The following is a 22,176-nucleotide window of genomic DNA, read 5'->3' as shown; positions in this document are numbered from 1 at the left end:
GCCGTGCAAGGCGCGGGCGCGGCGCTGCTGGTGCCGAGCAGCCTCGCCATCATCGGCGCGGTGTTCGACGAAAAGGAGCGCGGCCGCGCGATCGGCACCTGGGCCGGAGTCGGCGCGATTACGTCGGCGCTTGGGCCTGTCGCGGGCGGCTGGCTGGTCGACGCGTTCTCGTGGCGCGCGATCTTCTATCTGAACGTGCCGATCGCGGCCGTCACGGTGGCGCTTGCGCTGTCGTCGGTGCCGGATAGCCGCGCCGCGAGCGCTTCGCCGCGCCTCGACTGGCCGGGCGCGCTGTCGGCGGCGCTCGGACTCGGCCTGCTGACATACGGACTCACGCTCGCTTCGTCGCGTGGTTTCGCCGATGCAATCGTGATCGGTCTGATTGCAGGCGGCGTCGCCGTATGCGCCGCGTTTGTCGCAATCGAAGCGCGCAGCACGGACCCGATGATGCCGCTCGATGTGTTTCATTCGCGAGATTTCAGCGGCGCGAACATCGTCACGCTGCTGCTCTATTTCGGTCTGGGCGGCGCGCTGTTCTTCCTGCCTTTCACGCTGATCCGCGCGCACAGCTACTCGGCGACGCAAGCGGGCGCGGCGCTGCTGCCCGTGCCTGTGGTGATCGGCGTGCTGTCGCGCTTCACGGGCGGACTCGCGTCGCGTTACGGGCCGCGCGCGCTGCTGACGGCGGGCCCGGTGATCGCCGCGGCCGGCTTTCTATTGCTGGCGCTGCCCGCGTGGCTAGACATCGACCGGGCGCGCTACTGGACGAGCTACTTCCCTGCCCTCGCCGTGCTCGGCATCGGCATGACGATCACCGTCGCGCCGCTCACGACCACCGTGATGACGTCCGTCGCCACTACGCGCACGGGCGTCGCGTCGGGCATCAACAATGCCGTCGCGCGGATCGCGAGTCTGCTGGCGATCGCCGTGCTCGGCATCGTGTTCGTGTGGTCGCACGACGCGGCGCTCACGCAGCGTCTCGAGCAATTGCACATTCCCGCCGACCTGCATCGCGAAGGCCAGCTCGCGCCCGACACGTCGGCAGGCGCGCATGCCGTGCCCGCGCAGATCGTCGATGCGCAATCCGATGCCATCGACGCCGGGCTGCGCGCCGTCGCGCTGGTATCGGCGTTGTGCGCGCTGCTCGGCGCGGCATGCGCGGCGGCGACGATTCACGGGCCGCCGAAATCGCCGCATGCGTGAGAAAGCAGCGCGCATCCACACTTCCATCCAGCCTGAAACATCGCGTGCTGCGCGTCGCGGATACTGACCGTCATCCAATCAATGACAACGACGGGAGTCCCCCCATGACGATCACCTGCTTCATCCGCTATCAGATCGATCCGTTCCAGCGCGACGCGTTCCGGCAATACGCGCAGAACTGGGGAGACATCATTCCGCGCTGCGGCGGCCATCTGCTCGGCTATTTCCTGCCGCACGAAGGCACCAACGACATCGCGTGGGGCCTCATCGCCTTCGACAGCCTCGCCGCTTACGAGGCGTATCGCGCGCGGCTGCGCACGGACCCGGCATCGGTCGAAAACTTCCGCATGGCGCAGGAAAAACGCTTCATCCTGCGCGAGGAACGAACCTTCACGGAAGTCGTCGACGGGACGCTCGGCAAGCCCGCGCGCCCCGTTCATGCGTAACATGCCAGCCACGCGAGGGCATTGCGTTTCGGCATAAAAATGCACGAAAACGCGCGGATAGCACGCGCCGATGCGCGCCGGATGGCCGAAACGCCAGGTTTGCGGAACTTATCGTGTCCCGCGAGGGTCGCTTTATTTTTCAGTCGAATCGTGGTGGCTCCGGCGCCGCATCGCGTCCAGCCGTACGCGCATCGCCGCCGACCACCGGCCCTACATGCGCAAACTTTTTCTGATCTGTTTGCTGGCGCTGTTCTGCGCGCCGGCTTTCTCCGCCGTGACCGCGACGACGAGCGCGTCCGGCGCGTCCGCCACCACCGTCACGCTGACGCCCGACCAGGCCCGCCAGGCGCTGCAAGTGCTGAACGACCCCAAAAAGCGCGCGCAGATCGAGGACACGCTGACGGCGATTGCCGCGGCAGGTGTGCTCGCCACGCCCGATACGCCCGCTTCGGGCGCTGCGGGTGCGTCCGCGACTGCCGCGACGGACGCCGCCTCGGGCGCGAGCGTCGCCGCCGCGTTCAAATCGAATGGCCTCGCTTCGCAACTGGTGCGTCAGGGCGCGCACTGGCTCACGCAGGGCGGCATGACGCTCAAGCGGTCGGTCGCGGTGTTGCTGGACACGTCGTCGGCGCGCTACTGGTGGAACGTGCAACTCTCCGATCCGCACGAGCGCGCGAAGGTGTTCGGCGTGCTGCTCGCACTGATCGGCACGCTGGTGCCCGCCATCGCGCTCGAATGGCTCGCGCGCCGTCTGCTGCGCCGCGCGCGCGCCGCGATCATCTTGCGGCGCGAGCAGCGGGAAGCGCGTGAAGCCATGGAGCACGCGCAGGAAGCCGCCGCTGCCCATGCCAATGCGCCTGCCGCCACATCGATGTCGACACCGCCATCCGGCTCGTCCGCATCCGATCCATCCACTGCGACGCCCAGCAACGCCGAAAACCAGCAGAAGGAAGCACGCAGCAAGCGCCAGGCGGAACACCACTGGACCACGCTGCAACGCCTGCCGAGCGCGGCGCTGCAACTGCTGCTGCGCATGCTCCCGCTCGTCGTGTTCGTGTCGGCCGCGAGCGCGCTGATGTCGATCTTCACGGACGACGCCACGATTCAGGACATGGCGCTCAACGGCCTGATCGATCTCTACGTGATCTGCCGCGCGATCGTGATCGCCGCGGGCTTTTTCCTGCAGCCGGATGCGCCGGGGCTGCGTCTGCTGCGGCTGCCCGATAGCTGGGCGCTCTTCATGCAGCGCTGGGTGATCCGCGTGGTCAGCGTGATCGGCACGGGCGGCGCGCTGATCGAGATCGCCACCGCGCTCGGCCTGAGCGACGCGGCGCATCTGCCGCTCGTGAAGCTGCTGGCGCTCGTCGGGCACGTGATGATCTCGATCATGATCCTGCAATGCCGCGCGCCGATTTCCGCGCTGCTGCGCGAGCGCACCAGCCGCACCGACGATAGCGCGTCCGACAGCATCACCCAGCGCCCCGTGACGATTCTCGCGCACGGGCTGATCGACATGTGGGCGTGGGTGGCCGTGTTCATCGTGATGGCGCTGTGGTTCGTGTGGGCGCTCGATGTCCACAACGGCTACCGCACGCTGCTGCATCTCGGCGGCGTGTCGCTGGGCGTGCTGGTGGGCGCGCGCGTCGTGTCGATCGTGCTGTTCGGCGCGCTCGGACGGCTTTTTCATGTCGATGAAGGCGAGCAGCGCTCGCTGATTCACGAACACGCGTATCGCTACTATCCGCTGATCCGGCGTGCCGTCTCGGCGCTGGTGGTGGTCGTCAGCGCGCTCGTGCTGTTGCAGGTCTGGGGCATCGACGTGTGGCAGTTCTTCCGGCCTGGCGCGATCGGCCACCGGCTGACGTCGGCCATCGTCACGATCCTCGTGGCCACCGTGATCGCGCTCGTGGTCTGGGAACTCGCGAACGTCGCCGTCGAAAAGCGCCTCGCGCAGTGGACCAAAAGCGGCGACCTGATGCGCGCCGCGCGGCTGCGCACGCTGGTGCCGATGCTGCGCAGCGCGCTGTTCGTCGTGATCGCGCTGGTTGTCGTGATGACGGGCCTGAGCGAACTCGGCGTGAACACCGCGCCGCTGCTCGCGAGCGCGAGCATCTTCGGCGTCGCGCTCGGCTTCGGCTCGCAAAAACTGGTGCAGGATTTCATCACGGGCATCTTCCTGCTGATGGAAAACGCAATGCAGGTCGGCGACTGGGTCACGCTCGCGGGCGTGTCGGGCACGGTCGAATATCTATCGATCCGCACCGTGCGGCTGCGCGGCGGCGACGGTTCGCTGTACACGGTGCCGTTCAGTTCAGTATCGACCGTGAACAATACGAACCGCGGGCTGGGCAATGCGGCTGTGCGGGTCAGCATCGCGTACGGCCAGGATGTCGATCTCGCGATCGCGACGCTCAAGGAGATCGGCGCCGCGCTGCGCGAGGACGATCAGTTCAAGGACGGCATTCTGTCGGACTTCAGCTTCTGGGGCGTCGACGCCGTCGATGGCGCGTCCGTCACGCTCGCCGGCCAGATCCAGTGCCGCGATACCGCGCGCTGGCCGACGCAGCGCGAATTCAACCGGCGCATCTTCGAGTCGTTCAGCGCGAAGGGCATCGAGATTTCGAATCCTCAACGCAGCGTGCTGGTGTCGTCCAATACCGCAGCGGGCGCTGCCGATTCCACCGACGACGAACTCGAAGGGCCGCCGCGTCCGTCGAACAGGCAGGACGGTTCGTCTGCAGAGAAACCTTCAGCAAAACCCGCGCGACACTGACGCGCACTTCATGACGAATGCTCGACGCCCAGCAGCCGCGCGTCGAGCAGTTGAGCCAGCGCTTCACCGCCCTGCTGCATCACGTAGTCGTGATTCCATTTGAAGAACGGGCGCGCGAGCGGCGCCAGCAGGTTCATCCAGCCGCGCTTCGTGCGCACGCGCCATTCGTAGCGCACGACGGTCGCCTCGCCCTGCGTCGAGAAATCCCAGCGCCCCGTTCCTTCGACATCGCCACACGCTTCGCCTTCGAGCAGCACGAGCGGCTCGACGCGCGTCACGCGCATGTCGAACGCAACGCGATAAGGCAAACGCCCTTTCCACGTATAACGATGCAGCGCGCCAACACCATCGCTCGCGCCCGGCTCCGCTTCGATCACGCGCTCGACGCAGGTCCACCATTGCGGCCAGCGCGCCGGATCGTGGATCGCGTCCCATACGGCCTGCCGCGGTGCGTCGATGCGCCAGATCGTCGTGAAACGGTATTCGTCTGCGCGCATGGAGCGTCTCCCGTTCCTGCTGCTGCGTGATACGGCCTGTTGCTATGCCTCCACCTTCCACCAGCGCGGCAACAGGCGTCGCACATCCGCGCGCTGGTAACGGTCGTCGATCAGATGCACGACACCCGCGTCGTGCTCGGTGCGGATCACGCGCCCCGCTGCCTGCACGACCTTCTGCATGCCCGGATACAGATACGCGTAATCGTAGCCATTGCCGAACTGCGTATCGAAGGTACGTCGCATCTGTTCGTTGACGTCGTTCATCTGCGGCAGGCCGAGCGTCGCGATGAACGCGCCGATCAACCGTTCGCCGACAAGATCGACGCCTTCCGAAAACGCCCCGCCCAGCACCGCGAAGCCGACGCCCGCGCTGCCTGTCGTGAAGCGCGCGAGAAACGCATCGCGTGAGGCTTCGTCCATGCGCGGCTCCTGCGTCCAGATGGGCACATGCGGATGCCGCTCGCGCATCGAACCGGCCACACGCTGCAAATAGTCGAAGCTGCTGAGAAAGCCAAGATAGTTGCCGGGACGCGCGGCGTACTGCTGCGCGATCAGATCGACGATGGGTTCAAGCGAGCGCTCGCGGTCGCGCCAGCGCGTCGACACATGACGCGCGACGCGCACATCCAGTTGCTCGGCGCGAAACGGCCCTTCGACCTCGAGCCAGCCGGTGTCGTCGGGCAGACCGAGCATATCGCGATAGAAATGCTGCGGACTGAGCGTGCCGGAGAAAACGATCGTTGCGCGCGCGGCGGCGTAGCGCGGCTTGAGAAACGGCGCGGGAATCACGTTGCGCACGCAGATTTCTGTCGTAGCCTTCGCGCTTTGGCGCGTATCGAGCGTCACATCGACGATCGAATGAGCACCGAATTCTTCGACCAGAGACGCGAAATGCAGCGCGTCGAAATAGAAACGCAGTGTAGTTTCATCGACGGATTGCGGGGCTTCGGCAAGCTGATCGCCAATCGATGAAGTCAGGTTTTGCAGTGCCGATTGCAGCTTGGGCGGCACGTCGGGCAGCACCTCATACGCTGTCTTGCGCTCGCGGTTGAGCGCATTCCATTCGCGATTCAGGCGATCGAACGGCTTTTTCAGCGCGGCAGGCGCAGTATGGCGCGCGCCGCGAAACGCGTATTGATCGAGCGTCGCGCTGTACATGCGGCGCGCACGGTCGGGCAGATTGTGCGCTTCATCGGCGAGTACGGCGACGCGCCAGCCGTTCAGTTGCGTGAGCGCGTACAGCATCGCGCTGCTGTCGAAGTAGTAGTTGTAGTCGCCGACCACCACGTCGCACCAGCGCGCCATTTCCTGCGCCAGATAGTACGGGCAGATGTCATGCGCGAGCGCCGCTTCGCGCACGGCCGCGCGATCGAGCGTGCGCGCCTGCAACGCGGTATCGCGCGCGGCGGGCAGACGGTCATAGAAGCCGCGTGCAAGCGGACACGATTCGCCATCACATGATTTGTCGGGATGCTCGCAGGCCTTGTCGCGTGCGACGAGTTCGAGCGTGCGCAACGGCAGCGCGGCTTCGCTTCGATGCAGGGACTCGATGGCGTCGAGCGCGAGCGCGCGGCCCGGCGTTTTTGCGGTCAGAAAGAACACGCGGTCCAGATGATCCGCGCCGCACGCCTTTAGCAGCGGAAAGATCGTGCCGAGCGTCTTGCCGATACCCGTCGGTGCCTGCGCCATCAGACAGCGAGCGTCGCGCGCGGCCCTGAATACGGCTACGGAAAGCTCGCGCTGTCCGCTGCGAAATTCTCCGTATGGAAAGCGCAGTGCGTTCAACGCGGCGTTGCGCGCCTCGCGATGCGCTTCCTCGCGTAAAGCCCAGGCAATGAAGCGCTCACATTGGTCTTCGAAGAACGCGCGTAACGATGCCGCCGTGTGCTGCTCTGTCAGCACGGTTTCCTTTTGCGAGGCGATATCGAAGTAGACGAGCGCGACGGTCAGTTCTGCGAGGCCGCGCGCCTCGCACAGCAGATGCCCGTACACGAGCGCCTGCGCCCAATGCAGCGCGCGATGATTGGCAGGCATCCGATCGAGATCGCCGCGATGCGTCTTGATCTCTTCGAGCCGGTTGAGCGCCGGATCGTAACCATCGGCACGACCGCGCACCGTGAGACTGCCATGCGTGCCCGTCAGCGTGACTTCCGTTTCGTAGCCGGATGCACGGCGTGCCGTTACGACCTGATGCCCGGCGATCCCTTCGAGCGCCGATGGCGCAGGCGTGAAGCGCAGATCGAGGTCGCCGCGCCGCGCGGTGAATTCGCAGAGCGTGCGCACGGCGACGACGTAGCTCATGCCGCCTCCGCGTTCTCAGCGCCTTCGACGTCCTCGGTCCAGCGGACATCGAGCACGCGCACGGGCATAGCGTGCTGCACGCAGTACGCGAGCCAGCGGATCTGGTTGTCCTGCAGGCGGTCGCCCGGCCCTTTCACTTCGATCAGCTCATAGCGCTGCTCGCGCGGCCAGAAGCGGATCAGATCGGGCAAGCCTGAACGGTTCGTGCGGATGTCGGCCAGCAGGCGCTCGAACCACAGCTTCAGATGCGCGGCGGGCAGGCAGTCGAGCGCGAGCGTCAGCAATTCCGGCGTCAACATTCCCCAGAACACGAACGGCGATTGCAGCCCGGCTTTGGTTTCGAAGTGCCGCAAAATGGTCTCGCGATACGCGCCGCTCGCCAGTTGCGCAAAGCACGCGTCGAACTGTGCGGCGCGGCGCGCGCGGAAATCAGGCGCGTGCAGATCGGCGGGACCGCGCTGGAACGGGTGAAAGAACGCGCCCGGCACGGCCTCGAAAACGGGTTCCCAGCAGAGCAGCCCGAACAGTGAATTGATAAGCGCGTTTTCGACGTAATGCACGGGTGCGTCATCCGTCGACAGATGGTCGCGCACTGCGTATTCGACGGCGATCGGATCGAACGGACGCGGCAGTTCGAGCATGCCGCGCTGCGCCGCTCGCACAGCTGCAGGCTTGTGCGCCGCGCCGCCGAGCCGCCGTTGCAGGCGCGGCATCATGCGCGCGACGCGTTGCTGCTCCTCTTCGCTCTCGGGCGCGGCTGACGCCTGTAACGCCAGCGCGAGCGCGTCCGCGTCGCGGCCGTCACGCTCCAGCACGCGCATACGCCGATGCCGCGCGCCAGGCCACGTACAGCGCTCGTAGACGCGCAACGCCGTCTCCCAGTCATGACGACGCTCCGCCTGATAACCGATCGCGAACAGCAGTTTCGCGCGGCGCAACGCGAGCCAGGGGTTGTGCTGGGTATCGATTGAATCGACGGCTTCGAGCAGAGGATCGAGCGCTTCGTCGCCCGTCAGTTCGAGCAGTTCGCGGCATGCATGCAGCGCCAGATAAACGTCGACGTCCTCGCGCTGCTGGAACGCCCGCGACGACGGCGCGAACGCCACGCGCTCGTACTGGTAGACGCCCAGATCGGCGAGCACGAATTCTGACCAGTCCTGATGCAGATTGCCGAAGAACATCAAACGGAAACGCTCGCACAACGGCGCGACGAGCACGCGCAACGCGGCTTCATCCGCGGCAGCGTCCCACTCGCGATAGCGCCTTGGCTGTGCGTGCGCGGGATCCGCGACACGCAGCGCTTCGAGCCATTCGGGCTTGCGCAACCCCTTGAGCGCGGGCGTCGCGGCAAACGTGCGTTGCAGTTCGGGGCGTGTCGCGAGCGCGAACAGTTCGTCGAGCGAGACATCTGAATCGGCGTCGATCAGACCGAGCGCGGCGAGCGGCGCAGCGGCCGCAACGGGACAACCGATTTCCGCATACGCAAGCCGCCCTGTGCGAAACAGCGTGCCTTTGCGCATCAGCATGCGCACGAGCAGCGCGCGCGATGCTTTCGGCAGGCGCGCGTCGTCATTCAGGAAAGCGTCGAGAAAAGCCCGTTCGCTGTCGCTCAGCAGATCGTCATAACGGCTGGCGATCCACGCGAGCGCGCGCTCGAAATTCGACAGGTAATAGAACGGATCGGGAGCGTCGGTCGGCACGGCTATTGGACACGGAGAGCACGGAGGGCTGTATATTTATACAGCGATCATAGCAAACCCGGCGACCCACCGGCCCGTCAGGCAGGCAAAACGTCACACGCCACGCACTTCCGTGTCGGGATACGCAACCTGCACATTCGGCACGAACCACGCGAGACACAAGCCGATCAACGCGGCCAGCGCCGCCACCGACAAGCCGATGTGAATCGACGCAATCAGCGCTTCGCGCGCCATGTGCATCATCGGATCGGCGGAATGGCCAGCGGCCACCAGGTGCTCGATCAGCGCGGACTGCTCGTTGCGATCGACCATCAGATCGGGGCTCGCGAACGACTTGAGCCACTGCGTCGCCTGATACGAATCGAGCGAGCGGGTCACGCCCTGCGTGTACATATGCCCGAGCAGCGCGCCCGTGATCGCCGTGCCGAGCATGCCGCCGAAAATCCGCAGCGATTGCAGCAGCGCCGTCACCGCGCCGAGGTGATCGCGCGCGACGATCTGTTGCGAGCAGATGGTGAGGTTCGTCGCGACGAGTCCAAGCCCCAGTCCGCTCACGCCCATGCAAGACATCCACACGATATGCGGCTCGTGCCCCTTGAACGACACGAGCGCAAGACAGCCGATCACGAACAGCGCGAAGCCCGCATACATCAGACCGTTGGCGCGCCGGATACGCGTGACGATGCGATTGTTCAGCACGCTGCCGACCGTCGTGCCGAGCAGCAGCGGCGTGATCAGCATGCCGGAATCGTGCGGCGACATCGCATAGCCGCCCTGGAACAGCAGCGGCACGTAGAACACCATCGAAAAAAGCGCAAAACCGCCCAGCACCGACATCGCGAAGAGCGGCGCGAGCTTGCGGTCGAGCAGCACGTCGACGGGCACGACGGGATAGCCCATGCGCTTTTCCCAGAAGTACAGCGTGAGCCCGCACGCGCTGGTGAGCGCGAACAGCAGCGCCGTGGTGCCATTGAAGCCCTCGCGCGGCAGCAGTTCTATCAGCAGTTGCAGCGCGCCAAACGTCACGGCCACGACGAACGCGCCGAGCCAGTCGAGCTGGATCGGCCCGCTCGCCTTCATATGGCGGAGCTTCGGCACGAACATCTGAACAAAGATCAGCGACACGATGCCCACCGGCACGTTGACGAAAAACACGAGCCGCCAGCCCTGCATCTGCGTGAGCATGCCGCCGAGCGTCGGCCCGACAATATTCGCGATGCCGAACGACGACGTGACGAACACCAGCCAGCGCAGCCGCAGCTTCGGATCGGGGAACAGATCGGCGACGGTGGCGAACACGGTGCCGATCAGAATGCCGCCGCCGATACCCTGCAAGCCGCGCGCAGCGACCAGAAACAGCATGCTGTTGGCGAGCCCGCACAGCACCGACGCCAGCGTGAAAAGCAGGATCGCCGCGATCAGAAACGGCTTGCGGCCGTACAGATCGCCCAGCCGCCCGAAGATCGGAATCGTGATGACGGACGCGAGCATGTACGACGTCGCGACCCACGCGTAGAAATCGAAGCCCTTCAGGTCCGCGACGATACGCGGCAATGCGGTGCCGACAATTGTCTGATCGAGCGCGACCAGCATCGTGACAAACGCGATGCCGAGCATCGCGAGCAGCGACTCGCGAAACGGCAGCAATTGCCGGCCGGGATCATGAACGGCGAAGGACATCGTGCGCTCCACCCAAAGGTTGTCTGCGCGAATGCGCAGGCGGGCAACCAGGCGTGTAATGCTTACGAGATTGATACGCGCGTCTGAAAATAGCAAGGTTGGCCGAAGAACTTTTACCGATCGTTTATGCATCGTTTACAGACCTTTCAGGAGGCTTGACCGCCCATGCGGCAATACTTCCTATACTTTGGTAGCCGCTGCGGCATTCCCGCCGCCCATCCATCGACACGTGCCTTCCTGCCACGACACGCGCCATGAAACCGTCCCCCGATCCCGCCAACCGCGATTCCTCCGCCGACACGCCAGGTCGCGGCACGAGCGCCGCGCCCCCGCTTGCCGTGTTTGCTGCGTTCGCCGCGTGGCTCGCGCGCGTCGATCCCGGCACGCACCGACGTATCAAGGGCTTGCGGCTCGTGACGGCATACGGCCTCGCATCGGCGCTCGGCACCTTGCAGGACGTCACGCACGGTTTGCCGCACAACGTGTCGGTTGGCCTGCTCGCGGCCAACTTCGCGCTGTGGGCAAGCGTGTCGGAGGCGCGCACGACGCGGCCCGAATCGAGCCGCGATCTCGCGATGCTGTGCGTCGCGGCCGCGCTCGGCGCGGCAATGTATGTATGCGCTGCGCAGCCTTTGCTCGCTTTAGGGCACGCTGGCCCCGAACTCGTGCTGGTCACGGGTGCGTTTCTCGTGGGCTTCCTGAAGCGCTTCGGCGTGACGGGCGGCGGGCTCGGCTCGCAGATCTACATCGGGCAACTGCTGGCCTACGGCGCGAACCTCGTCCCCGGCGATCTGCCCGCCATCGCGATTGCGGGACTGATCGCGATGCTCGCGTCGATCGTGCCGCGCCTGTTGAGCGGCCCCGCCGAACGGCCCGCGCTCGTTGCCGCGTTGTCGCCCGGCCCCGAAGCCGTGCCCGGAAGACCTTCGCCCGAATTCGTGATGGGTCTGCAGGCCGCGAGCGGCGCGCTTGTCGTGGTCGCATTGAACGCGTGGCTGAACCTCCCGGAATCGGTATGGGCGATCACGGCCTGTACGTACGTCGTCGCAGGCTCGGCGACAGGCACGGTGCAACGCGTGCGACGGCGGATCATCGGGACGCTTATCGGTGTGCCGCTCGGCCTGATCTGTCTGCCCGTCGCCGAACATGCGCCGCTGCTGATCTGGCTCGCCGCGGCGCTCGCGATGATCGTCTATTCGATGGCGCTGCCCGAGCGCTATGACATCGCGTGCGGCGCGTTTGCGTTCACGCTGATCGTCACGCTCGCGGTGAACGGCATACACTCGATTCCGTTTCTCACTGCGCGCGCATGGGAAACATTGATTGGCGGCGCGCTGGGCCTGGTGGCAGCCATGGTTATCTTTCCGTTGCGCTCACGAGAAAAGTAGCTGCATCAAACAGATACAAAACATCCACGGATATTTATTCAGAAGAACGGAATATCTCTGCATTCGCATTCGTTGCACGCGCTTCACGCCCCTGCAAAACCGAAGATATCCCGCAAATGAAGGAATAAAATCCGCCCGCGTCGCGTTCAATGACCGTCACGACCTTTCGATCAGGCAAGGAGTGCGGTCATGAAGTCTCTACTGGCGGTATTCAGCATCGCAGCCTGCGGCGCGGCTCTGGCGACGCTGGTTTCATGCGGCGGCGGTTCAGGGTCGAGCAATATGGGACCGCCCGCGCAGTCGACGTTCACAGCCGCGGCGCTCGTCTCCGATGGCGCCGTCGCCGCGCCGCATACCGATCCCAACCTGAAGAACGCGTGGGGCGTCGCGTTCAATCCGAAGGGCTTCGTCTGGGTCGCCGACAACGCGACCAACCTCGCCACGCTCTATGACGGCAACGGCGCGCCGCAATCGCTGGTGGTCACGATACCGGCCGGCACGAATGGCGCAGCGGCGCCCACGGGTATTGTGTTCAACGGCACGCAGAGCTTTACCGTCACGCAGAACGGCAAGACAGGCGTGGCGGCTTTCATCTTCGCGGGCGAAGGCGGCACGATTACCGCATGGGCGCCCGCCGTCGGCCCGACCAACGCATTCACGATGTACGACGATGCAGCAGGCGGCGCCGTCTACAAGGGTCTCGCGCTCGCCGCGAACAACGGCAACAACTTTCTCTACGCTACGGATTTTCATAACAGCAAGATCGATGTGTTCAATACGAACTTCGTAAAGGTCACCATGCCGGGCGGCTTCACGGACCCCGCGATTCCCGCCGGCTTCGCGCCGTTCGGCATCCAGCTGATCGGCTCGAATCTGTTCGTGACCTACGCGAAGCAGGACGCTGACAGGCACGACGACGTCGCGGGCGCAGGACTCGGCATGGTCGATGTGTTCGATACCGCTGGCAACCTCAAGCAGCACTTCGCGACGGGCGCGCCGTTGAATGCGCCATGGGGTATCGCGCAGGCGCCGAGCAACTTCGGCACGTTCAGCGGCAACATTCTGATCGGCAACTTTGGCGACGGCACGATCAACGCGTTCGATGCATCGAGCGGCAAATCGCTTGGACCGCTGAAGGCGTCGAATGGCAGCACGATCGTCCAGCCCGGCCTGTGGGGCCTCGCGTTCGGCAACAACCTGAGCAACCAGCCATCGACCACGCTGTTCTTCGCGGCAGGCCCGAACGACGAAGCCGACGGCGTCTATGGACGAATCGACCTGAATCCGGCTACGTCAGGTTCCGGCACGAGTTCGGGCTCCAGCACGGGAAGCAGTTCGAGCGGCGGGACGAGCGTCGGCATGTAGCGCTTTACGCTTCCTGCCTGCTGAAAACAGAACGGCCGCTTCGTTGCAGAAGCGGCCGTTGCATCAATCACGTGGAAAGCACGCGGAAAGCGCGCATCAAAACTAGATCTGCCGACGCAACTCCGCAGGCGGCACCTTCATCAGATGCCGGTACTTCGCCACCGTACGGCGCGCGACCAGCACGCCCTGATCCGCGAGCATCTTGGCAAGCGCGACATCGGATAGCGGATCGCGCGTGTTTTCCGCGGCGATCATTTCCTTCAACAGCGCGCGCACGGCCGCTGCCGAACAGGTGCCACCGCTTTCCGTGCCCAGCTCGCGCGGGAAGAAATGCTTGAACTCGAAAATGCCGCGCGGCGTTGCCATGTACTTGTTGCCCGTTGCACGCGAGATCGTCGATTCGTGCAGCCCGAGTTCTTCAGCGACATCACGCAACACGAGCGGCTTCAGTGCAATCTCGCCGTACTGGAAGAACGGCTTCTGATGCGCGACGATACACTCCGCCACGCGCTGGATCGTCTCGAAGCGCTGCTGCGCATTGCGGATCAGCCAGCGCGCTTCCTGCAACTGTTGCGCAAGCGGCGAGCGGCTCGCGCCTGCCGACTGAGCAAACAGTTCCGCGTACATCCGGTGAATGCGCGCACGCGGCAGCACGGCGGGATTCACCGTGACGACCCACTTGTTGCGCACACTGCGCACGATCACATCCGGCACGATGTAGTTGTCGTCGGCACGGCCATATGAATTGCCGGGCTTCGGATCGAGCTTGCGCACGAGCGCGCAGGCAATGCGCAACTCCTCGGCATCGCAGCCAATCTGCTTTTGCAATTCGGCATGCTCGCGGCGCGCAAGCCGATCGAGATGATGCTCGACCACCTGCTTCGCGACATCGCGTCCCGGCGTATCGGCGGGCAATGCGTCGATCTGCAACGACAGGCATTCGGATAGCGAACGCGCCGCGAGACCGGGCCGGTCGAGCGTCTGCACGAGGCGCAACGCGACCAGCAACTCGTCTTCCGTCAACTCAGGTTCGATATCGACGATGTCGGTGAGATCGGCGAGATCCTGACGCAGATAGCCGTCGTCATCGAGCGCTTCGATCACGAGGCGCGCGACTTCGCGGTCGCGGTCGTCGAGGCGATAAAGGCGCAACGCATCGTGCAGCTGTTCGTGCAAGGTCGGTTGCGAGCGCGCCCATTCAGTCGGGTCGGAGGCTTCGGAGTCGCCGTTGTAGCGCGATGCGCCGCGGCCGTATGCGTCGCCCGAATAGTCGCCGCCCGTATCGCCGGAATAGTCGCCGCCGTCGTCCGACGATGCGGCGCTCTCTGCCACCGGCTCGGACGACGAGCCCTCCAGCGCGGTGTCGCGCTGCGCGGCAGGCAGCGTCTCGCCATCGGCGCCCGTGCCGTCGGCCGTCTTGCCTGCGGACAGATCTTCGGAAGCGGACGGGTCGTATTCGAGGAAAGGATTGGTGTCGAGTGCGTTGCGCAGTTCCTGCTGAAACTCCAGCGACGACAGTTGAAGCAGACGCACGGACTGCTGCAGACGCGGTGTGAGCGCAAAAGTTTGCTTCGCGCGTAGTTCGATTGTAGGCGGCATACAGACGTTTCCTGTCAGTGTTCAACGAGCATTTGCACGATGGATATGCAACTGTCGTACCACCTTGCGCAACTGTCTGTTTTGATTCGCCTTTGGTCTCTTCGTGCGCACACGGCATGCCTGTTCGGCACGCGGATTTTACAAACGCTCTGAAATTCGAACCGAATCATCCGGCATGGTTGCGCGCACCTCTTTATGTGCGATCCGGCGATGACTCGCCGCTCGCGACGGGCACAAGCCTTGCTGAAGGCTTTGCAGGGACGCGCCTTTCTTCACCAGGATCGAAAGCGCTGCGCCTCCCGTGTCGGCGACGGACCAGACGGAACCGCGGCGGCAGTGGTCTTTGGTGAGGTCATCAGCGGCATCGTGCCGCGATCGATCGCACGGACAACAGGACCGCAACCCTGATCATCAACCGAGAAGGAGAAACCATGAAAACTATCCAGTTCCTCAAGGCCGCAGGCAGCATCGCATGTGTTGCATTCGCTCTGAACGCAACGGCGCAAACCACGGCGTCGGCACCGCCCGCCACGTCGGAATCGGTAGGCCAGCATATCGACGACGGCACGGTGACGACCAAGGTCAAGGCCGAGCTGCTCGGCGCGAAGAACGTGAAGTCCACCCACATTCACGTGAAGACCCGCAAGGGCATTGTCTGGCTGTCGGGCTCGGTGCCGTCGGCTGAAGACAAGACGGCCGCGCAGGACGTCGTGCAAAACGTCTCCGGCGTCAAGGGTGTGAAGAACCATCTGAAGATCGCAGCAGACTGAGCGACCGGCGCGTCCGGATCAGCGGCGCGCTCGCTCTGAAATGAAAGAGGCCGCCCCTTGTGGGCGGCCTGTTCGTTTGTGCGCAAAGCGTTCAGCACTTGTGCCCGAAGCGTTCAGGTTTTCATCGCCGCGTACTGATCGCGCAAGGCGCGAATGCGATCGTGATTTTGCAGCACGCCTTGATATAAACGCTCGACCACGGCGCGCACATCGGCGGGCAGATCCTTTTCGAGCGCGTCGTGAAAGCGGTTTTTCGCCGCGTCCTCAGCCTTCTCACAGTCGGCGAGAACCGCGTGATCGCCGCGCCTGCCGACCGCCGACTTCACATCGAGCCAGCCGCGATGCAGCGCGCCCGCCACGCTGCCGCCGCTTTCCGGCTTGCCGCCCAGTTTCAGCACGAGATCCTGCAACTCGCGCGCGCCTTGCGTGCAGCGAGCCGCGCTATCCAGCAGCACTTCCCTGACACCCGCATGCTGCGCGTCCTCGGCAGCCTTCATGAAGCCGCGCTCGCCGTCCTTCGATGTCTCGATCAGATCGTTGAGCACGGCATTGACATTGGTCGTCATAGGTCGCTCCTTTCGTCGGTGACTCGATGCTGCTTTCGTGCAGCCGTCATGCCTGGTAGCGGACTCGCGTCGCGCTGGATCTGCGTGTCATCTTTGCCAGAACGTGGGTAATCGCTTCCAGCTATCTGGTGTGCGCGCCGGCCGTTGCGTGCCTGAAAGCACCGCCGCGCGTGGATCGCACAAAACGGCACGGATATTGCTGACCTTATATCTGGACCCGTGCGAAGCCAATACATGACGCGGGCCGGAATCGACAAGGGAGAACATCACGATGAAGATCAGAAGAGCGGAATGCCTGCTGTTCGTGGCCATCGCTACATCGGCCGTCGTTGCGCAGATTCGCGAACATACGCTGCCTGCCGGGCAGGCGAACGCGTCTGCGCAAACACGAGCGGATCAACAGACCGCAGGCGTGCAAACCTGCGATACCGCCGCGACGGGCATGTTGCGCGCGGCGTGCGAAACACGCAGCGAGCGCAAGCCCGTTGACGACAGCGATCGCACGATCAACCGCAACGACAACACATCACACGCAGCAAAGCTCTGGGTATGACCGGTTTGGCGCACGGCTGCTGCACATCGGATGTGTGGCAGCCGTCTTTTTTACGCGCCTCGCTTTACGTCTTGAGCTTTCGCTCCGGCTCCATCCCTTCGACGCGAAACAGCCCGCTGTGCAGGATCACGCTTTCGCCGCCGTTCTGATCGAGCGCTTCCGCGCAGACTGAACGGATGCGCGCGCGGCCGCGCTCGAATGCGCCGATCAGTGCGTCTTCGAGTGGCGAGTCCGCGCCGAAGTGATCCTCCAGCGCCTCTGCTGAAATCGAGCATCCGACCGGCTCGCCGTCGACGCGCGCATTGAAGTGCACAGTCAGGCTCGACCCATCGAACACGGGGGCATCGTCGGTGAATGTGATGTGCATGAGAGAGTCCTCGTACGCCGCACGCGGCATGAATACCTTGATGATTCCGTTCATGACGAAGCCCTGGCGAGTTGCTGCGCCATCGCGAGATGATGACGAATGATCGGGAGCGCCCGCGTTGCCGCTCTCTTGAATCGCGCATCGAGTTGCGCATCCTTGCATCCGTTCCACGCGTGAGCCATGTGCGTCCTCTGTTCGCTTTTCCGTTTCATCGACAGGAAGAGCAAGTTGGATGCCCAATGCAATAGAAGCCTTTGCGATCCAGGCATTGCTATTGCGCAACGCGAATCAGGTAGCGGCACGAGACACCGCGCCGTGAAAAAGAACCGGAAGCTCGAAATGAAAACGATGACACGCAGCACGATCGATGCAATCGCCAAAGGCTTCTCCACTGTGATGCCGCCAGGACTGCGGCACGCGGACGATACGCGTCCCGGTTTCACTCGAAAAAAGCTGCGCAGCGTGTTCGCCTACTTCGATCTCGACGGCAAGCGCATCGCCGATGAAGCGCACATCACGCGCATCAACGCGCTCGCGATTCCGCCCGCCTACACCGACGTGTGGATCTGCCCCGACCCGCGCGGTCATATCCAGGCCACGGGTCGCGACGCGCGCGGCCGCAAGCAATACCGTTACCATCCTCAATGGCGCGAAACCCGCGACGCCGACAAGTTCGGCCGCATGGCCGCATTCGGCCGCGCGCTGCCAACAATCCGCGCACGCGTCGCGCGCGATCTGGCGCGCGACGGCATGCCACGCGAAAAGGTAATTGCCGCTGTCGTGCATCTGCTCGATACGACGCTGATCCGCATCGGCAGCGTCGAATATGCGCGCGACAACCAGTCGTATGGGCTCACCACTTTGCGCAAGAAGCACGTCAGCATCCGCGCGGGCGAAGTGCGCTTCCGCTTTGCCGGCAAGAGCGGCATCGAGCACGACGTGACTGTCGATAACCCGCGCGTGAAGCGCATCGTGCGACTGTGCGCCGAGTTGCCGGGTCACGACCTGTTCCAGTACATCGACGAAGACGGCGCGCGCCATACGATAGGCTCCGCCGATATCAACGAGTACCTGCGCGACGCGAGCAGCGCCGACTTTTCGGCGAAAGATTATCGGACGTGGGCGGGCAGTGTTTACGCGATGGCCGCGCTGCGCCAACTGGTGTTCGAAAGCGCCGCGGACGCGCGGCGTCACGTTGTCGCCACAGTAAAGGAAGTGGCGACGCTGCTGCGCAATACGCCTGCTGTTTGCAGGCGCTGCTATATCCACCCGGAAGTGATCGCGGCTTTCGAAGCGGGCGAATTGCAGGCTCTACTGCCGCAACGGACGAAGCGGCATATGAAGGTCGACGAAGCTGCGTTTGCAGCGCTGCTTGCCCAGGTCGAAAAGCGCTTACGGCTGGCGAATCGGGACACACGTAAAGGCGGCAAGACAGCGGATGTGCAAAATGCGCGGCTCGCAACATTGCTTGAGAAGTCGAGCATGCTTCGCAAGGAGGCGAATGCGCGCAAGGGCCGCGCATCCGCGTAGACATGCCTGCTCGGCGCGCTCCAGTCGCCGCAACTGCAGCCCTCGTCTTACTGGCTCGCGCCCGATGCAGCCGCCGCGCCGCTCGCGCCCATCGCGCTGTCTGTCGCGGCAGGCGCGCTGGCGCCCGCTGCCGTATCGGTGCTGTTGTCCGCCTTCTTGCAGCCTGCCGCGCCGAGTGACATCGATACGACCGCCAGCGCCAGCAATGCCTTTTTCAGGCTGATCTTCATCATGGTTCCTCCGTCTGCGTTGCAGATCCCGTTTCGCCGGGACTGAATGCCGCCGCAACGACGAAAGCCCGCGAAAACCTGCTAAACCGCGTTGCGACCGCCCACCATTCGAGCAAGCAATGTGCCCCGCAAAGCCGCGCCGCCGCTCGCTGTGCGGCCCGCGCGTGCTGCGCCGCCGCGCATTTCCCCCGCATTTCCCGCGCATTTCCCATTTAATTAGCGTGTGTACATGCTCGCAGCGCCTGATAATTACAAAGAGGACGTAAATCTTTCGTGCACGCAGCCGCGCACTTCGAGCGCGGCGCCTGCATGCCCGTCATTCAAACCAGGGAGGACCCTTCATGCGTATTTCGACATCGTTTCTGTTCGACCTCGACGGCACGCTCGTCGACAGCGTGTATCAGCACGTGCTCGCGTGGAAAGAGGCACTGGACGAAGAAGGCATCGAGCTGTCGGTATGGCGCATCCATCGCAAGATCGGCATGAGCGGCGGACTATTCACCAATCAACTGCTGCGCGAAACGGGCGGCGACATGAGCGCGGAGCGCGTCGAGCGCCTGCGGCGCGCGCATGCTCACGCGTACAAGCGGCTGCATGCGAAGGTGCGTCCGCTGCCCGGCGCCAAGGCGCTGCTCGCCGCGCTGACGGAAAGCGGCACGCCGTGGGCAATCGCGACCAGCGGACGCATGGAGACAGCCGCCGTGAATCTGGAAGCACTCGGCGTCGATCCGTCGAAGACCGTCGTCGTCACGCGCGACGACGTCAAGTACGCGAAGCCCGATCCCGACCTGTTCGTCGCAGCCGCGCACCGGCTGAAGGTGCAGATCGAGCACGCGGTCGTGGTGGGCGACAGTATCTGGGACATGCTGGCTGCACGGCGTTGTCGCGCGCTCGGCGTCGGCCTGCTGTCGGGCGGTTACGGCCAGGAAGAACTCGAACGCTCGGGCGCGCTGCGCGTCTATGAAGACCCGGCCGATCTGCTCGAACATATCGACGAGATCGCAGCGCGCCCCTGATTCCTCCCGCCGCGTGGCACGCCACGTGCAGCGCTCCTGTCATGACCTCTTTTATACAGACAGGAGCGCCACCATGAGTCGCGACGACACTTCCACCGATCCCTCCACGGCCCGCCCGGACAACGCGCCGCGCGGCGAGCCGCAGCCGCCCGATACATCGAAAGACCTGCCCGAGCTGCCCGACCCCGTCGAAGTGGGCGAAGACGGCTGACGAGCAACGCGGCGAGGAATAACGGTTGCTTGAATTCACCCGCAATGTATCCGCATCCACACGCGGTGCGGACCACTGCTGGACCACAACAGGGAGAACATCATGACGTTGCAGAACCCGACACACGGTGGCGCGGATATCGTCGGCGCGAGCCGCGGCAGGACGGGCGGCCCGGGCCCCGAAGTGATGGCGGCCGACACGCTCGACGGCGACAAGGTACTGAGTGCCGACGGCGACGACATCGGCAAGATCAAGGACATCATGCTCGACGTGCGCTCGGGACGCATTGCCTATGCGGTGCTGTCGAGCGGCGGCTTTCTCGGCATCGGCGACAAGCTGCTTGCGATTCCGTGGACCGCGCTCACGCTCGACACCGACCGCAAATGCTTCCTGCTCGACATGCCGACGCAAAGCGTGAAGAACGCACCGGGTTTCGACAAGGACCATTGGCCGTCGATGGCGGACGCGACGTGGGCCACATCGATCCATCAATACTATGGACGCGAGCCGTACTGGGGCCGGGACGACGAATTCGGCCCCGGCGATGTCGCGCCCGGTTCGTCGGATGCGCCGGAAGCGGGTGGTGTGAAGCTGTAAAGGCTGATGGAAGACAAGATTGTCTGGTGGTATCTGATCGTCGGCGGCTTGCTGATTTTTATCGGCGTGGCCGCGACGACGCTCAAGCGCCTGCCGCTGTCCGCGGCCATGCTCTATCTGGGTATCGGCTATGCGCTCGGGCCTTCGGGACTCGGGCTGCTGCAACTCGATCTCGCGCGCGACGCGCACATTCTCCGCCCCGTTACGGAAGTTGCATTGCTCGTTTCGCTGTTCGCGATCGGCCTGCGCCTGCGGCTTCCCCTCGTCGCGCCGATGTGGGCGCTGCCGCTGCGGCTCGGCTTCGTCGCGATGCTGCTGACCATTCCCCTGTTGACGCTTACCGGTGTGCTGCTGCTCGGTCTCGACTGGGGGCCGTCGCTGCTGCTGGCCGCCATTCTCGCGCCGACCGACCCCGTGCTTGCGCATGACGTGCAGGTACAGGACTCCGGCGATCTCGACCTGCTGCGCTTTTCTCTTTCCGGCGAAGGTGGATTGAACGACGGCATTGCGTTGCCGTTCGCGCTATTGGGACTTGCGCTATGCGAAGTGGGCGCAACCGGCGCGCACTCGCCGCCCGCGTGGCGCATTGGCCTCGAGGCAATCGCTGGCATCGCGGGCGGTCTCGCGATTGGCGGCCTGCTCGGCTGGATCACCACGGGTTCCGTCACCTGGCTGCGCACGCGTCACGCCCAGGCACTCGGACTCGAAGGCTTTTTCGCGCTCGGCCTGATCGGCCTCGCTTATGGTGCGGCCCTGCTTGCGCACTGCAACGGCTTCGTCGCCGTGTTCGCGGCGGGCGTCGCGATGCGCCGCGTCGAGCATCGCGCGAGCGGCAGCCAGTCAGCACGCGAGGCGATCGGCACCGTCGATCCCGAAGACGTCGTCGCCACCGCCGCCGATCCCCAAAAGGCCCACGCGTATATGGCCGAATCGGTGCTCGGCTTTACGATCGAACTGGAACGCATCGCCGAAGTCGGCGTGATGATGATGGTCGGCAATGTACTCGCGACTGCCGGTGCATCGCTCTTCACGTGGCAAAGCGCAGTACTGATCGCCCTGCTCTTTTTCGTGGTGAGACCGCTTGCCGTCGAAGCGTCGTTGGTGGGATAGAGTGCATCGCATGCGCAGCGGCGCCTGATGAGCTGGTTCGGCATTCGCGGCATTGGCTCTTTCTATTACCTTGCGTTCGCACTGGAGTCGATGCAGCACCGGCAAATGCAGGACATTCTTCCCATCGTGCCATTGGCGCTCGCCGTCATTACTTCTTCCGTTGTCGTGCATGGCATAAGTGCAACGCCATTGATGAACTGGTACCACCATTTAAGAAAGCCGGAACGCTAAACATTCGCTAAAGCGCTTTAAGCGTTTTATTTGCAATAGCACA

19 protein-coding genes and 1 pseudogene are annotated in these 22,176 nt (G+C 64.3%); 12 read left to right on the top strand and 8 right to left on the bottom strand.

The window, feature by feature from the left end:
* The 3 genes from G3O01_RS31320 to G3O01_RS31310 form a co-directional block, all read left to right on the top strand.
* On the top strand, positions 1-1,203 hold a 1,203-nt coding region (locus G3O01_RS31320; protein ID WP_205810858.1), incomplete at its 5' end, for an MFS transporter.
* A 104-nt stretch (positions 1,204-1,307) separates the two neighbouring features.
* Positions 1,308-1,649 (top strand): NIPSNAP family protein, encoded by a 342-nt coding sequence (locus tag G3O01_RS31315; RefSeq protein ID WP_205810857.1) that lies wholly within the window; start codon positions 1,308-1,310, stop codon positions 1,647-1,649.
* A 214-nt stretch (positions 1,650-1,863) separates the two neighbouring features.
* A complete protein-coding gene (locus G3O01_RS31310) occupies positions 1,864-4,422 on the top strand; it encodes a mechanosensitive ion channel domain-containing protein (RefSeq protein WP_205810856.1) in 2,559 nt (852 codons plus the stop codon).
* Between the two features lie 8 nt (positions 4,423-4,430).
* Here G3O01_RS31310 and G3O01_RS31305 read toward each other — a convergent pair whose 3' ends face one another.
* From G3O01_RS31305 to G3O01_RS31290, 4 genes are all read right to left on the bottom strand, one after another.
* Positions 4,431-4,919, bottom strand: coding sequence for an SRPBCC family protein (locus G3O01_RS31305; RefSeq protein ID WP_205810852.1), 489 nt, complete (start codon positions 4,917-4,919; stop codon positions 4,431-4,433).
* A 42-nt stretch (positions 4,920-4,961) separates the two neighbouring features.
* A complete protein-coding gene (locus tag G3O01_RS31300; protein ID WP_205810850.1) occupies positions 4,962-7,220 on the bottom strand; it encodes an ATP-dependent DNA helicase in 2,259 nt (752 codons plus the stop codon).
* Positions 7,217-8,920: a VRR-NUC domain-containing protein gene (locus tag G3O01_RS31295; protein WP_205810848.1), complete on the bottom strand. Its 1,704-nt coding sequence runs from the start codon at positions 8,918-8,920 to the stop codon at positions 7,217-7,219. The genes G3O01_RS31300 and G3O01_RS31295 overlap by 4 nt, the downstream gene beginning before the upstream one ends.
* 93 nt (positions 8,921-9,013) lie before the next feature.
* Positions 9,014-10,600, bottom strand: coding sequence for an MFS transporter (locus G3O01_RS31290; protein ID WP_205810846.1), 1,587 nt, complete (start codon positions 10,598-10,600; stop codon positions 9,014-9,016).
* A 254-nt stretch (positions 10,601-10,854) separates the two neighbouring features.
* Here G3O01_RS31290 and G3O01_RS31285 point away from each other — a divergent pair, with 254 nt between their 5' ends.
* Together G3O01_RS31285 and G3O01_RS31280 are read left to right on the top strand one after the other, a co-directional pair.
* Entirely contained in the window at positions 10,855-11,988 is a 1,134-nt protein-coding gene (locus tag G3O01_RS31285; RefSeq protein WP_205810844.1) for an FUSC family protein, read from the top strand.
* Positions 11,989-12,177: 189 nt separating this feature from the next.
* Positions 12,178-13,353 (top strand): TIGR03118 family protein, encoded by a 1,176-nt coding sequence (locus tag G3O01_RS31280; RefSeq protein WP_205810842.1) that lies wholly within the window; start codon positions 12,178-12,180, stop codon positions 13,351-13,353.
* A gap of 102 nt (positions 13,354-13,455) precedes the next feature.
* Here the strand turns inward: G3O01_RS31280 and G3O01_RS31275 are convergent, their stop codons facing one another.
* The gene (locus tag G3O01_RS31275) at positions 13,456-14,952 is read right to left on the bottom strand and encodes an RNA polymerase factor sigma-54 (protein ID WP_205810841.1); all 1,497 of its coding nucleotides are present in this window, start codon (positions 14,950-14,952) and stop codon (positions 13,456-13,458) included.
* Between the two features lie 431 nt (positions 14,953-15,383).
* Here G3O01_RS31275 and G3O01_RS31270 point away from each other — a divergent pair, with 431 nt between their 5' ends.
* Positions 15,384-15,722: a BON domain-containing protein gene (locus G3O01_RS31270; protein WP_205810839.1), complete on the top strand. Its 339-nt coding sequence runs from the start codon at positions 15,384-15,386 to the stop codon at positions 15,720-15,722.
* 113 nt (positions 15,723-15,835) lie between these two features.
* Here the strand turns inward: G3O01_RS31270 and G3O01_RS31265 are convergent, their stop codons facing one another.
* Complete coding sequence (locus tag G3O01_RS31265; protein WP_205810837.1) at positions 15,836-16,288, bottom strand: PA2169 family four-helix-bundle protein; 453 nt, start codon at positions 16,286-16,288, stop codon at positions 15,836-15,838.
* A gap of 271 nt (positions 16,289-16,559) precedes the next feature.
* Between G3O01_RS31265 and G3O01_RS31260 the strand changes: the two genes are divergently transcribed.
* Entirely contained in the window at positions 16,560-16,841 is a 282-nt protein-coding gene (locus G3O01_RS31260) for a hypothetical protein (RefSeq protein ID WP_205810836.1), read from the top strand.
* 64 nt (positions 16,842-16,905) lie between these two features.
* On the opposite strand, the gene G3O01_RS31255 is transcribed toward G3O01_RS31260, so the two are convergent.
* Positions 16,906-17,250, bottom strand: a complete 345-nt coding sequence (locus tag G3O01_RS31255) for a DUF1488 domain-containing protein (protein ID WP_205810865.1) — start codon at positions 17,248-17,250, stop codon at positions 16,906-16,908.
* A gap of 297 nt (positions 17,251-17,547) precedes the next feature.
* On the opposite strand from G3O01_RS31255, the gene G3O01_RS31250 reads away from it, so the two are divergent.
* Positions 17,548-18,738, top strand: a complete 1,191-nt coding sequence (locus G3O01_RS31250; RefSeq protein ID WP_205810834.1) for a DNA topoisomerase IB — start codon at positions 17,548-17,550, stop codon at positions 18,736-18,738.
* Between the two features lie 47 nt (positions 18,739-18,785).
* On the opposite strand, the gene G3O01_RS31245 is transcribed toward G3O01_RS31250, so the two are convergent.
* Positions 18,786-18,971, bottom strand: coding sequence for a hypothetical protein (locus G3O01_RS31245; protein WP_205810832.1), 186 nt, complete (start codon positions 18,969-18,971; stop codon positions 18,786-18,788).
* A 338-nt stretch (positions 18,972-19,309) separates the two neighbouring features.
* Between G3O01_RS31245 and G3O01_RS31240 the strand changes: the two genes are divergently transcribed.
* From G3O01_RS31240 to G3O01_RS31225, 4 genes and pseudogenes are all read left to right on the top strand, one after another.
* A complete protein-coding gene (locus tag G3O01_RS31240) occupies positions 19,310-19,984 on the top strand; it encodes an HAD family hydrolase (protein WP_205810830.1) in 675 nt (224 codons plus the stop codon).
* A 73-nt stretch (positions 19,985-20,057) separates the two neighbouring features.
* Positions 20,058-20,195 carry a hypothetical protein gene (locus G3O01_RS31235; RefSeq protein WP_205810828.1) on the top strand — a complete coding sequence of 46 codons (138 nt, stop codon included), beginning with the start codon at positions 20,058-20,060 and terminating at the stop codon, positions 20,193-20,195.
* A gap of 102 nt (positions 20,196-20,297) precedes the next feature.
* Complete coding sequence (locus G3O01_RS31230) at positions 20,298-20,792, top strand: PRC-barrel domain-containing protein (protein ID WP_205810826.1); 495 nt, start codon at positions 20,298-20,300, stop codon at positions 20,790-20,792.
* Positions 20,793-20,798: 6 nt separating this feature from the next.
* Positions 20,799-22,133: pseudogene (locus G3O01_RS31225) on the top strand (cation:proton antiporter).
* Positions 22,134-22,176: the final 43 nt, after the last annotated feature.

The organism is Burkholderia sp. Ac-20365, assembly GCF_017104715.1.
In the GTDB taxonomy this organism is placed as follows: domain Bacteria; phylum Pseudomonadota; class Gammaproteobacteria; order Burkholderiales; family Burkholderiaceae; genus Paraburkholderia.
The sequence above is the reverse complement of the archived record's forward strand: the minus strand, read 5'-3'. Positions and strand labels throughout refer to the sequence as shown.

Excerpts from the sequence above, each read along its gene's own strand:
- G3O01_RS31315 (WP_205810857.1), top strand. The coding sequence starts at position 1,308 with ATGACGATCACCTGCTTCATCCGCTATCAGATCGATCCGTTCCAGCGC.
- G3O01_RS31310 (WP_205810856.1), top strand. The coding sequence starts at position 1,864 with ATGCGCAAACTTTTTCTGATCTGTTTGCTGGCGCTGTTCTGCGCGCCG.
- G3O01_RS31305 (WP_205810852.1), bottom strand. The coding sequence starts at position 4,919 with ATGCGCGCAGACGAATACCGTTTCACGACGATCTGGCGCATCGACGCA.
- G3O01_RS31300 (WP_205810850.1), bottom strand. The coding sequence starts at position 7,220 with ATGAGCTACGTCGTCGCCGTGCGCACGCTCTGCGAATTCACCGCGCGG.
- G3O01_RS31290 (WP_205810846.1), bottom strand. The coding sequence starts at position 10,600 with ATGTCCTTCGCCGTTCATGATCCCGGCCGGCAATTGCTGCCGTTTCGC.
- G3O01_RS31285 (WP_205810844.1), top strand. The coding sequence starts at position 10,855 with ATGAAACCGTCCCCCGATCCCGCCAACCGCGATTCCTCCGCCGACACG.
- G3O01_RS31280 (WP_205810842.1), top strand. The coding sequence starts at position 12,178 with ATGAAGTCTCTACTGGCGGTATTCAGCATCGCAGCCTGCGGCGCGGCT.
- G3O01_RS31275 (WP_205810841.1), bottom strand. The coding sequence starts at position 14,952 with ATGCCGCCTACAATCGAACTACGCGCGAAGCAAACTTTTGCGCTCACA.
- G3O01_RS31270 (WP_205810839.1), top strand. The coding sequence starts at position 15,384 with ATGAAAACTATCCAGTTCCTCAAGGCCGCAGGCAGCATCGCATGTGTT.
- G3O01_RS31265 (WP_205810837.1), bottom strand. The coding sequence starts at position 16,288 with ATGACGACCAATGTCAATGCCGTGCTCAACGATCTGATCGAGACATCG.
- G3O01_RS31260 (WP_205810836.1), top strand. The coding sequence starts at position 16,560 with ATGAAGATCAGAAGAGCGGAATGCCTGCTGTTCGTGGCCATCGCTACA.
- G3O01_RS31250 (WP_205810834.1), top strand. The coding sequence starts at position 17,548 with ATGAAAACGATGACACGCAGCACGATCGATGCAATCGCCAAAGGCTTC.
- G3O01_RS31245 (WP_205810832.1), bottom strand. The coding sequence starts at position 18,971 with ATGATGAAGATCAGCCTGAAAAAGGCATTGCTGGCGCTGGCGGTCGTA.
- G3O01_RS31240 (WP_205810830.1), top strand. The coding sequence starts at position 19,310 with ATGCGTATTTCGACATCGTTTCTGTTCGACCTCGACGGCACGCTCGTC.
- G3O01_RS31235 (WP_205810828.1), top strand. The coding sequence starts at position 20,058 with ATGAGTCGCGACGACACTTCCACCGATCCCTCCACGGCCCGCCCGGAC.
- G3O01_RS31230 (WP_205810826.1), top strand. The coding sequence starts at position 20,298 with ATGACGTTGCAGAACCCGACACACGGTGGCGCGGATATCGTCGGCGCG.